The organism is Herbaspirillum sp. UBA812, from assembly GCF_002296545.1.
Taxonomy (GTDB): Bacteria; Pseudomonadota; Gammaproteobacteria; order Burkholderiales; family Burkholderiaceae_D; genus Herbaspirillum; species Herbaspirillum huttiense.
This window is the reverse complement of sequence record NZ_DBIC01000243.1, coordinates 26,459-37,508: the sequence shown is the minus strand read 5'-3', so window position 1 is coordinate 37,508 and position 11,050 is coordinate 26,459. Positions and strand designations below refer to the sequence as shown.

Sequence of the window (11,050 nt, the reverse complement as noted above, 5' to 3'; positions counted from 1 at the left end):
TCAACCGCGAAGTGGACGCGGCAGCGGCCGAAGCCGTGGCCAAGCAATTCCTGGAAGTGCTGATCGCCCCGTCCTTCAGCGCTGAAGCCAAGCAGATCTTCGCTGCCAAGCAGAACGTGCGCCTGCTGGAAATCCCGCTGGGCACCGGTCTGAATGGCTACGATTTCAAGCGCGTCGGCGGTGGCCTGCTGGTGCAGTCGCCGGACGCCAAGAACGTGCTGCTGGCCGATGTGAAGGTGGTCAGCAAGAAGCAGCCGACCCAGCAGCAATTGCAGGACCTGATGTTCGCCTGGCGCGTGGCCAAGTTCGTCAAGTCCAATGCCATCGTCTTCTGCGGCAATGGCATGACCTTGGGCGTCGGTGCCGGCCAGATGAGCCGTATCGATTCCGCGCGCATCGCCTCCATCAAGGCGCAGAATGCCGGCCTGACCCTGGCCGGTTCGGCCGTGGCGTCGGATGCCTTCTTCCCGTTCCGCGATGGCCTCGATGTGGTGGTCGATGCCGGTGCCACCTGCGTCATCCACCCGGGTGGCTCCATGCGCGACCAGGAAGTCATCGATGCAGCCAATGAGCGCGATGTTGTCATGCTGCTGACGGGGACCCGTCACTTCCGTCACTGATCGCTGCCAGATCCAACGAAAACGCCCGGCTTCATGCCGGGCGTTTTTCGTGGTGAACACTCTTGTAGCAGCAAGGCTGCGCATGGACCTGCCGGTGGCGCTTATCCCGATTGACCGGCATCCGGCGGTGTGTCGTATTCTGGATCTGTTCCAAGTGCTTCGAGTCGAGCACAATTCCATTTCCCATCCAATGCCGCCTGGTAGAGCATCCCCAAGGTCAGCGGGGTCCGCTCATACTTGGCCCGCTTTTTCTTGGACAAAGCCATGTGGATCACCTCGATGAGATTGAATCCCTCGCCGAGGAAATATCGATCGAAACGATAGTCCCCAGGATCGATGGAAAACGCCGCGAAGTAGCGATCAATGAAGTCAGCGGCTTCATCGCCGGTGAGGTGCATGTCTCCGGTCAGCGTGGTGGCTCTTCCCAGCGCCTTTGTGGGGCTGGTTCCGTGTTTCTGGCGAATCCACGCTTCAACGTATTCCCACGTCAGATCGTTCATATCGAGTGCGTTGTCGTTATGCGGCCGGCCGGCTTCAGCTGTTCTCGCTGATCATCCCTTCATGGATGGCAATGCGCGTCAAGGCCGCCTCAAACCGCTGCCGCGATTCCGAGGTCAGTTGCTGCAGATATTGATGCAATTGTGCGTCAGCCACGTTGCGGTTGGCGCATTGCGCGCTGTAGCGCTCGAACTGCGACAGCTGCATCAGCAATTCCGCCACGTGGCGCGGGCACTCGCAGGCCACCGTGGTGGACTGGTTGGCAAAGGCGATCAACTCATTGTCATCCCAGCGGCGCGGCGGCAGGGCCTTGTCGCCTGCCTCTTCGTCGCGCGCCGGTGAAGACAGCGCCGCCAGGCCGCGCAGCCATTGCAGGATCACCACATCTGGCTGCGGCGCGCGCAGCAGGCTGATGCCGACCGCCGCCAGCGTCTCGCACACCGCTTCGCTGGCAAATCCATACAGCACCGCCATCGGCAGCCCGCTCAGCGCCGGGGCCGAACTCTCCAGCGCGCCCAGCCAGCCGGCGTGCAACTGCGGCTCGTGCAGCAGCAGGGCATCCACTTCTTCCCGCTTCAAGGCCATGGCGGCCTGTTCGATGCTCTCGAACGGGCCCAGCAACTGCAGCGGACGGCCCAGGCGCTGCAGCAGGCCGGGTTTGTCCAGGCGCTGCGCCAGGGTGGAGCCGATCACGGCCAGCCGCCATTGACCCTGCACCGCTTCCGGTGGCGTCGGGCGCGCTGCGTGCAGTTCCGCGTGGGTGGCCGCCACTTGCTGCAGCTGATCCATATCCAGTCCGGCCAGGCTGCCGATGGCGTGGCCCAGTTCGGTCAACTGCCGGATCAGCGCCAGGCGCCGCACATCGGCTTCCGAATACAGGCGCTGGCCGCTCGGTGACAGCTGGCCCTGGGTCAGCGCATAGCGGCGCTCCCACACCCGCAGCGTGGCCACCGGCATGCGCAGCATGCGCGCCACCGCGCCAGTGCGGCGCAAGGCTTCGCCAGCAGGTTTGTCGGCCGCAAGGGCCGGGGAAGAGGTCGATTGCGCAAGGCTCATGATGGGCTCCGGTGAATCATGTTTGACACAGATTATAGACGCTAATTTGGCGTCATGAGTCAAGTGTGACGCATTTATTCAGTACAATCCTGAGTCATGAAACAGAAAAGCCAAGTCACCGGACATCGCGGCAACAAGGCGCACTTGCCCAGCAAGCCCTGCGCCGTGTGCGGCCTGCCCATGACCTGGCGGCGCGCCTGGGCCAAGAACTGGGACGAGGTCAAATACTGTTCCGAAGCCTGCCGCCGCAAGCGCGCCCACCCTGGCCTTTGAGGAGTCGAGCCATGTATCGCAAACATCAATTCGACCTGGTGCTGGATACCCCTTCCCCGGAAGACGCACCCGCCGCCCCTGCTGCTGTCGCTGCGGTTCCTGCACCACGACCGCTGGCGCTGCTGCCCTTGCTGCCGACCCTGGCCGCCGCGCGCGAGCGCATCGCCGCCGTGCGTCCCGGTGCTTATGCCCGCACCCGCAACAGTCTTGACGGTGCCGTGACGGGCTTGTCGCCGTATCTCACGCACGGCTTCGTCAGCCTGCGCGAGGTGCTGGCGGGCGTGTGCAGCCGCCAGACGCTGGATGTGCAGCACAAGTTCGTCTATGAGCTGGGCTGGCGTGCCTTCTATCGCTACGTGTGGGCCAGGCGCGGGGCGCGCATCTTCGATTCACTGCACGCCGGCCCGCTGCCGGAGTCGGCCTATGCGCGCGAACTGCCGGCCGATATCCGCGAAGCTGCCACCGGCCTGCCGGTGATCGACCAGGCCGTGCGCACTCTGTATGCCACCGGCACCCTGCACAACCATGCGCGCATGTGGCTGGCCAGCTATGTGGTGCATCTGCGCAAGGTGCATTGGCGTGCGGGGGCGGACTGGATGGTCGGCCATCTGCTGGATGGCGACCTGGCCAGCAATCATCTGAGCTGGCAGTGGGTGGCCGGGACCGGCAGCCACAAGCCTTATCTGTTCAATGCCGAGAACGTGGCCAAGTACGCCCCGGCCGAGTGGCACAGCCCAGGCACGGTGGTAGACACCTCATATGAAGTGTTGGGCGAAATCGCCCTCAATCCCGACCCGGTGGCCGCCGAACCCGCCCAGCGCGCGCGGGAACGCTGCAAGGAGCCGGCCCTGCTGCCGGTGCCACCTGAACATTTGGGCAGTTTGACCCCGGAGGCGCAAGCCGTGGCCGGACGCGATGTCTGGCTGGTCCATCCGTGGAGCCTGGGCGAGTTGCCCGCCGATCTGCCGGCTGACACCATAGTGGTGGGACTGTATCTGTCTGACTTCCATCTGCTCTGGCCGTGGGACCAGCGCCGTTGGGAGTTCGTCGGTACGCGCATGCGCGAGCTGACCTCGCTGTGCTGGCACGGCGACGCCGCCACTGTCGGCCGTGCCCTCAAGACTGCCCGCAGCGTTCGCTGTGTGGCCGATCCGCATCTGGCCCCCTGGCTGCCGCTGTGGGCGCAATGCGTGGCAGCACCGGAACTGTTCCCGGTGGTGGACAAGCCCAGCGACCTGTTCACCCAGTGGTGGCGTCGCAGCACGCAAGGCCTGCAGAGCGCCGCCGAGCTGTTGGCGCGCACCGAGCGCAAGGAGCGGCGCGATGGCGGAGCCTGACCCTGACCCTCGTCCGCCACAGGAAGAGATTACCGTGCTGTATGACGGTGCCTGTCCGCTGTGCCGGCGCGAGATCGGCGTGTACCAGCGCGGCGCGGAGGATGCCCCGCTGCGCTTTTGCGATATCAGCCGCACGGATGTGCCCGCCACAGAGCTTCCTGCGGGCATGACGCGCGAGCAGTTGCTGGCGCGCTTCCATGTGCGTCGCGCTGATGGCGTGGTCTTCAGCGGTGCCGAAGCCTTCGTGCAGTTGTGGGCCACCTTGCCGGGATGGCGCTGGCTGGCCCGGCTGGCGCGTCTGCCCGGCATGCTGTGGCTGATGGAGCGCAGCTATCGCGGCTTCCTGCGCGTGCGTCCGGCCGTGCAACGGCTGGTGGTGCGGCTCGAACGCCGTCAGGACCGAGGCTGACATGAGCGTCGGCCTGGTCTGGTTCAAGCGCGACCTGCGCTTGCGCGATCACGCGGCGCTGGCCGAGGCGGCGCGGTGTGAGCGTGCGTTTGCTGTCTTCATCATCGAGCCTGCATGGCTGCAGAGTTTTGAATGCGATCCGCGTCATGTGGATTTCCTGTTGCGTTCCCTCGCCCCCTTGCAGATCGAATTGAAGCAACGCGGCCTGCCTTTGCTTCTGCGCATTGGTGAGGCGGTGCAGGTATTGGAATCTCTGCGTCGCGAATGGGGCGTGACCCATCTCTTCAGCCACGAAGAAACCGGCCCTGCCTGGAGCTATGCCCGCGATATTTCGGTGAACCGCTGGAGCCGCATCCAGAGCGTGCAGTGGCAGGAGTTTCCACAAACCGGCGTGGTGCGCCGCCTGCGCAGCCGCGATGGCTGGGCCGCGCGCTGGGTGCAGCGCATGGAGGCGGTGCAGATTGCCAATCCTGGCGGCTTTCGTGCGCCGCAAGGGATGCAGCCCGACAAGCTGCCCACATTGACCGCACTGGGTTTGCCCGAGGTGCGCCTGCAACCGCCCGCCGGCGAGGCGGCAGCGTGGGATACGCTGCGCGCCTTCCTCGGCGGCGGCGGGCGCGATTACCGGCGCGGCATGTCCAGTCCGCTGACCGCACCCGACGCCTGCAGCCGGCTCAGCGCGCATCTGGCCTTCGGTACCATTTCCATGCGCAGCGTGCACCAGGCTACCGAGCTGGCCATCGAACACACGGCCGACCGCGCGCTGGCCTATGGCCTGCGCGGATTCTCCAGTCGCCTGCGCTGGCATTGCCACTTCATGCAGAAGCTGGAAGACCAGCCCGATATCGAATGGCGCAATGTGGCGCGTTCGCTGGATGGCTTGCGTCCGGGCGATGGCGGTCCGTGGGGTGCGGAGGCGCAGGCGCGTTTCGATGCCTGGTGCGAAGGCCGTACCGGCTATCCCATGATCGATGCCTGCATGCGCCAGCTGTGCGCCACCGGCTGGCTCAACTTCCGCATGCGCGCCATGCTGGTCAGCTTTGCCGCCTATCACCTGTGGTTGCACTGGCGTGCGCCGGGGCTGTTTTTGGCGCGGCAGTTCCTGGATTTCGAACCGGGCATCCACTGGAGCCAGATGCAGATGCAATCCGGCACCACCGGCATCAACACCCTGCGCATCTATTCGCCGGCCAAGCAGGCGCGCGATCATGATCCGCTGGGCGAGTACGTGCGGCGCTGGGTGCCGGAACTCGGCACGGCGGCTTATCCCGACCCCATCGTGGACGAGAAGACGGCTCTCAAGCAGGCCAAGGATGCTCTCTACGGCCAGCGCAGCAGCAGTACCGCGCGGGCGGAAGCCGATGCCATCCAGGACAAGCACGGCTCGCGCAAAAGCGGCCTGCCCTCGACCACCCAGCGCCGCACGCGCCAGAAAATGCCGGATCCGGGGCAGGGCGTCTTGTTCTGACGCGGGATGCCCGCCTGATCGGTTAGACTGGCGGGCATGAAAATCCTCGGTATCGACCCTGGCTTGCGCACCACCGGTTTCGGGGTCATCCACAAGCAGGGCAACACGCTCTCCTATATCGCTTCCGGCACCATCAAGACGCCGGATGGCGACCTGCCTTCACGCCTGAAGGTGATCCTGGCCAGTGTCGGCGAAGTGGTGAAGTCGTATGCACCGGACTGCGCGGCCATCGAAAAAGTGTTCGTCAACGTCAATCCGCAATCCACCCTGCTGCTGGGGCAGGCGCGCGGCGCGGCCATTTGCGCGCTGGTGGCAGCCGACCTGGCGGTAGCCGAATACACCGCCTTGCAGGTCAAGCAGGCCGTAGCCGGCCACGGACGCGCCCAGAAGGCGCAGGTGCAGGAGATGGTGGCGCGGCTGCTGAAGCTGCCCGGCCTGCCGGGCACCGACGCCGCCGATGCGCTGGGCGTGGCGATCTGCCATGCGCATGGGGGAGGGGTCTTGTCGGACCTCGGCGCGCTGGCCCCGGCGCTGGCGCGCAAGGGCATCCGCATGCGCGGCGGGCGTCTGGTCGGTTAGCTTTTTTTCTTGAAGAGCGACAGCACGCGCTGCGCCAGCTTCACCACCACCAGCACCACTGCCCCTGCGACCACGCCGAAGAGGGCATTCAAGACCGCCGGGGTGATCGCCCCGAGGATCGGTCCGACGACCGCGATAGCCTCCACTGCTTGCGCCGCCGCGTCGATGGCGTGATGCGCGAAGGGCAGGCCGTGGGTCAGGATGCCGCCGCCGACCATGAACATGGCAATCGTCCCGATCACCGACAGACTGCGCATCATCTTCGGTGCGGCCGCCAGGACTGCCCGGCCGATACCGGCCTTGAAGCGTCCCCAGGCGCTCGCGCCCGCATGCTGCACCAGATAGAGGCCGCCGTCATCGAGCTTGACGATACCGGCCACCAGCCCATACACGCCCGCCGTCATGATCAGGGCAATGCCCACCAGTACCGTGATCTGCTGCTGCAGGGGCGCACCTGCGACGGTACCCAGGGTGATGGCGATGATCTCGGCCGAGAGGATGAAGTCGGTGCGCACGGCATCCTTGATCTTTTCCTGCTCGTAGACCAGCGGATCGACGTCCTCCGCCGCCTTGGCCGCGATTTCATGATGCTCGTCATCGTGCGGAAGATACTTGTGGGCCAGTTTCTCGAAGCCCTCAAAGCAGAGGAAAGCGCCCCCCAGCATCAGCAGCGGCGTCACCGCCCAGGGGATGAAGGCACTGATGGCCAGCGCCGCCGGTACCAGGATGGCCTTGTTCTTCAACGAACCCTTGGCGACCGCCCAGACCACAGGCAATTCCCGTTCGGCGCGCACGCCCGCGACCTGCTGGGCATTGAGGGCCAGGTCGTCGCCCAGCACGCCGGCCGTCTTCTTGGCGGCCACCTTGGTCATCAGGGAAACGTCATCGAGCACGGTGGCGATGTCGTCAATCAATGCGAAGAAGGCGCTACCGGCCATGTTTTTCCTTTGTCTTCATCTCTGAGGGTGGCTTGGATACTGTTTATCCGAACAGTGCTGTATCATCGCGGGATTATCACAGAAGCTGCCTCCCACGCACATCCCTGACGCCATGATCGGTCGCCTCTCCGGAATTCTTCTAGAAAAAATCCCCCCGAACCTGCTGGTCGACTGCCAGGGCGTCGGTTACGAAGTGGCCGTGCCCATGAGCACCTACTACAACCTGCCGGGCCTGGGCGAGAAGGTCACGCTGCTGACCCATCTGGCCATCCGCGAGGATGCGCACATCCTGTTCGGGTTTGGGACCGCCGAAGAACGCAATACGTTCAAGGAGCTCATCAAGATTTCCGGCGTGGGCGCGCGCACGGCGCTGTCCATCCTCTCCGGCATGTCGGTGGCCGACCTGGCCCAGGCCGTGACCCTGCAGGAAGCCGGCCGTCTGACCCGCGTGCCCGGCATCGGCAAGAAGACCGCCGAACGCCTGCTGCTGGAACTGAAGGGTAAGCTCGGTGCCGATCTTGGCGCGGTGGCCGGCGTGGTCCACAGCGACGCCTCCGCCGACATCCTCAATGCCCTGCTGGCGCTGGGCTATTCGGACAAGGAAGCGACCCTGGCCATGAAGCAGGTGCCCAAGGACAGCAGCGTCTCGGACGGCATCAAGCTGGCCCTGAAGGCGCTCTCCAAGGGCTGAGCCCGGCCAGACAAGGATTAGAGCATGAGCATCCAGACCGACGATTTCTCCGAACAGCGCATCATCTCCGCCACCCCGGCCTCGGCCAACGAGGAAGCCGTCGAGCGCGCCCTGCGGCCCAAGCAACTGGACGAATATGTCGGCCAGGAAAAGGTGCGATCCCAGCTCGAAATCTTCATCTCGGCTGCCCGCAAGCGCGGCGAGCCGCTCGACCACACCCTGCTGTTTGGCCCGCCCGGCCTGGGCAAGACCACCATGGCCCACATCATCGCCCGCGAGATGGGCGTGAACCTGCGCCAGACCTCGGGCCCCGTGCTGGAGCGCGCCGGCGACCTGGCCGCGCTGCTGACCAATCTCGAAGCCAATGACGTGCTCTTCATCGACGAGATCCACCGCATGTCGCCGGTGGTGGAGGAAATCCTCTACCCGGCGCTGGAGGATTATCAGATCGACATCATGATCGGCGAAGGCCCGGCCGCCCGTTCGGTGCGCCTGGACCTGCAGCCTTTCACGCTGGTCGGTGCCACTACCCGCGCCGGCATGCTGACCAATCCGCTGCGCGACCGTTTCGGCATCGTCGCCCGGCTGGAGTTCTACACCCCGCCCGAGCTGGCCCGCATCGTCACGCGCAGCGCCGGCTTGCTCAATGCGCCCATCGTCGAGGAAGGCGCGCTGGAAATCGCCCGCCGCAGCCGGGGCACCCCGCGTATTGCCAACCGCCTGCTGCGCCGCGTGCGCGACTATGCCGAGGTCAAGGGGGAGGGCCGCATCACCCGCGAGATGGCCGATGCCGCCCTGGTGATGCTGGACGTGGACCCGGTCGGCTTCGACCTGATGGACCGCAAGCTGCTGGAGGCCGTGCTCTTCAAGTTCGGCGGCGGCCCGGTCGGGCTGGACAACCTGGCGGCGGCCATCGGTGAAGAACGCGACACCATCGAAGACGTGCTGGAGCCCTACCTGATCCAGCAAGGCTACCTGCAGCGCACCCCGCGCGGGCGCATCGCCACGGGCCTGGCCTATCAGCATTTCGGCGTGACTGCGCCGCAAACCGGCCCGAACGGTGAACTCTGGGGCGCATGAGCTCTGCCATTCTCAAGCTGGACAGGACTGTTGCAGCCACTGAAAAACAGCATGACGCGGAGCAGGTCAATCTGATGAAATTTTCGTCAGATCTCGTATAAAAGCGAGTTTTTGCTTGTGCAAAAATTAATCGTCATCGACAATGGATAGCTATTCACTATCTTTCGATGTGAGCCCTCCATGCTAATGTCGAGCCAAGCCCTCCGCTACGCGCATCAGTTGCTGGATGCCCGCGCTCAGTCCCGCATCATCCCGCGCATTTCCGAGTCCGAGCCGCTGTCGGTCGAAGACGCCTACGAAATCGCCCACAACATCCGCAATATCCGCGTTGCCCAAGGCGAGCATCCTATCGGCCGCAAGATCGGCTTTGTGGTGCGCAAGAACTGGGAGCGCTACGGCATCATCGATGAAGCGCGCATTCCAACCTGGGCACCGATGTACGACGCCACGGTCCGCTTCGCCGACGACAACTACGGCGCGCAATCGCTGACCGGGGCCGTGCAGCCGCGTATCGAACCCGAGATCGTCTTCAAGCTCGGCAAGACCCCGGCCCCCGGCGCATCGCTGCTGGAGCTGGCCGATTGCCTGGAGTGGATGGCGCATGGCTTCGAAATCGTGGTCTGTCCCTTCCCCAACTGGGAATTCACGGTAGCCGATTCAATTGCTGCCTTCGGGTTACATGGCACCCTGATCGTGGGCGAGCCGCACGTGCTGTCTTCGGCAACCAAACACCACCTGCCGCAGATCCTGGCCAGCGCCAGCGTATCCCTGTCCTGCAACACGGAGTCGTCCAGCGTGCTGCGTGCCGCCGGCTTCTGCAATGACGAGATGGACAGCCCCCTGCACGCCCTGTGGCACCTGCACCAGCTGCTGCAGAAGCAGACCCGCTTCCGCCAGCTGCAGGCCGGCGAGATCATCAGCACCGGGACGTGGACCGACGCCTGTCCCATCGAACCCGGCCAGACCTGGACCACGGCTTTCTCGGGCGTGACCCTGCCGGGCCTGACCGTGTCCTTCGTCTGACGCAGGCGAACGCGCACTGATGGCGATCTGGGTGGATGCCGATGCCTGTCCGGGTGTCATCAAGGACATGCTGTTCCGGGTGGCCGACCGCACCACGATCATCGTGACGCTGGTGGCCAACCGCCCCTTGCGCACACCGCCTTCGCGTTACATCAAATCCATGGTGGTGCCGGCCGGCTTCGACGTGGCCGACAAGGAAATCGCCCGCCAGTGTGAACCCGGCGACCTGGTCATCACCGCCGACATTCCGCTGGCCGCCGACGTGGTGGCCAAGGGCGCGCTGGCGCTCAATCCGCGCGGCGAGCTCTATACGGCGCAGAACATCGGCCATCACCTCAGCACCCGCAATTTCATGGAAGAGCTGCGCAGCAGCGGCGTCGAGACCGGCGGCCCGGCCGCCTTCAGCGCCAGCGACGGCCGCGCCTTCGCCCGCGAGCTGGACCGTTACGTGCTCAAAGCTTCACGTCCGGCCTGACGCGCCGGCGTTACTGCTCCCGCAGCCAGGTCTGGGTGCGGCCCAGCATGGGCATGCCGACATAACCGCGCACATTGAGCTTTTGCCCGTCGTCGACCACCGTCAGCTTGCTCTTGTAGACCTTGCCATTGGCCGGATCGATGATCTGACCGCCGTTGTACTCCTCGCCGTCCTTCTTCAGGCCCGACAGGATGGTCATGCCGATGACCGGCTTGTCCTTGAGCTCGCCTTCACACTTCTGGCAGACAGGGTTCTGGTCTTCTTCCGGCGCACGGAACAGCTTCTCGATCTTGCCGCTCAGTTCGCCATTGTTCTCGCTGATGCGGATGAGCGCCTTGGGCTTGCCGGTGGCGTCATCGATGCTCTTCCACAAGCCCACCGGCGAGCCATCGGCCCAGGCGGCAGCACTGGCCAGCAAAGTGGCGGCCAGCAGCGACAGCGTGGCCAGGCGGGAAGGGGAGGAAATACGGTTCATGCTGGTCTCCTGTTATCAAGTCGAATGCCATAAAAAAGCACGATTGTTCTAATTTTTTCGATCCAGTCTAGACAAGCCCGCGCCGCAAGGCAAGCAGAAAAAACAAAAGCCGTCGCCCTGCAAGGGAC

General features: G+C 64.8%; 13 protein-coding genes and 1 pseudogene. 10 read left to right on the top strand and 4 right to left on the bottom strand.

Annotated features, from left to right (window positions below; all coding sequences use genetic code 11):
* A pseudogene (gene purH, locus B3873_RS15975) lies at nucleotides 1-620 on the top strand (bifunctional phosphoribosylaminoimidazolecarboxamide formyltransferase/IMP cyclohydrolase); the annotation flags it as partial.
* A 101-nt stretch (nucleotides 621-721) separates the two neighbouring features.
* Here purH and B3873_RS15970 read toward each other — a convergent pair.
* Together B3873_RS15970 and B3873_RS15965 are read right to left on the bottom strand one after the other, a co-directional pair.
* Nucleotides 722-1,120 carry a DUF1493 family protein gene (locus tag B3873_RS15970; protein WP_209533687.1) on the bottom strand — a complete coding sequence of 133 codons (399 nt, stop codon included), beginning with the start codon at nucleotides 1,118-1,120 and terminating at the stop codon, nucleotides 722-724.
* Between the two features lie 34 nt (nucleotides 1,121-1,154).
* Entirely contained in the window at nucleotides 1,155-2,174 is a 1,020-nt protein-coding gene (locus B3873_RS15965; protein WP_084320261.1) for a MerR family transcriptional regulator, read from the bottom strand.
* A 96-nt stretch (nucleotides 2,175-2,270) separates the two neighbouring features.
* Here B3873_RS15965 and B3873_RS15960 point away from each other — a divergent pair, with 96 nt between their 5' ends.
* The 5 genes from B3873_RS15960 to ruvC are packed head-to-tail and all read left to right on the top strand — an operon-like array spanning nucleotide 2,271 to nucleotide 6,240.
* A complete protein-coding gene (locus B3873_RS15960; protein ID WP_084320263.1) occupies nucleotides 2,271-2,447 on the top strand; it encodes a DUF2256 domain-containing protein in 177 nt (58 codons plus the stop codon).
* Between the two features lie 11 nt (nucleotides 2,448-2,458).
* Entirely contained in the window at nucleotides 2,459-3,784 is a 1,326-nt protein-coding gene (locus B3873_RS15955) for an FAD-binding domain-containing protein (protein ID WP_286867247.1), read from the top strand.
* Nucleotides 3,771-4,193, top strand: a complete 423-nt coding sequence (locus B3873_RS15950) for a thiol-disulfide oxidoreductase DCC family protein (protein WP_286867246.1) — start codon at nucleotides 3,771-3,773, stop codon at nucleotides 4,191-4,193. The genes B3873_RS15955 and B3873_RS15950 overlap by 14 nt, the downstream gene beginning before the upstream one ends.
* A 1-nt stretch (nucleotide 4,194) precedes the next feature.
* Complete coding sequence (locus tag B3873_RS15945) at nucleotides 4,195-5,661, top strand: FAD-binding domain-containing protein (protein WP_286867244.1); 1,467 nt, start codon at nucleotides 4,195-4,197, stop codon at nucleotides 5,659-5,661.
* A 36-nt stretch (nucleotides 5,662-5,697) separates the two neighbouring features.
* Nucleotides 5,698-6,240 (top strand): crossover junction endodeoxyribonuclease RuvC, encoded by a 543-nt coding sequence (ruvC, locus tag B3873_RS15940; RefSeq protein ID WP_034341567.1) that lies wholly within the window; start codon nucleotides 5,698-5,700, stop codon nucleotides 6,238-6,240.
* Here ruvC and B3873_RS15935 read toward each other — a convergent pair.
* Complete coding sequence (locus B3873_RS15935; protein ID WP_286867242.1) at nucleotides 6,237-7,178, bottom strand: DUF808 domain-containing protein; 942 nt, start codon at nucleotides 7,176-7,178, stop codon at nucleotides 6,237-6,239. The two genes, ruvC and B3873_RS15935, sit on opposite strands and share 4 nt — an antisense overlap.
* A 112-nt stretch (nucleotides 7,179-7,290) precedes the next feature.
* On the opposite strand from B3873_RS15935, the gene ruvA reads away from it, so the two are divergent.
* From ruvA to B3873_RS15915, 4 genes are all read left to right on the top strand, one after another.
* Nucleotides 7,291-7,869, top strand: a complete 579-nt coding sequence (ruvA, locus tag B3873_RS15930) for a Holliday junction branch migration protein RuvA (RefSeq protein WP_034341563.1) — start codon at nucleotides 7,291-7,293, stop codon at nucleotides 7,867-7,869.
* Nucleotides 7,870-7,893: 24 nt separating this feature from the next.
* A complete protein-coding gene (gene ruvB, locus B3873_RS15925) occupies nucleotides 7,894-8,949 on the top strand; it encodes a Holliday junction branch migration DNA helicase RuvB (protein WP_209533683.1) in 1,056 nt (351 codons plus the stop codon).
* 180 nt (nucleotides 8,950-9,129) lie between these two features.
* Nucleotides 9,130-9,972: a 2-keto-4-pentenoate hydratase gene (locus B3873_RS15920; protein WP_286867241.1), complete on the top strand. Its 843-nt coding sequence runs from the start codon at nucleotides 9,130-9,132 to the stop codon at nucleotides 9,970-9,972.
* A 19-nt stretch (nucleotides 9,973-9,991) separates the two neighbouring features.
* Entirely contained in the window at nucleotides 9,992-10,447 is a 456-nt protein-coding gene (locus B3873_RS15915; protein ID WP_034333361.1) for a YaiI/YqxD family protein, read from the top strand.
* A 10-nt stretch (nucleotides 10,448-10,457) separates the two neighbouring features.
* Here B3873_RS15915 and B3873_RS15910 read toward each other — a convergent pair whose 3' ends face one another.
* Nucleotides 10,458-10,922, bottom strand: a complete 465-nt coding sequence (locus B3873_RS15910; RefSeq protein WP_039789259.1) for a DUF2147 domain-containing protein — start codon at nucleotides 10,920-10,922, stop codon at nucleotides 10,458-10,460.
* Between the last annotated feature and the right edge of the window lie 128 nt (nucleotides 10,923-11,050).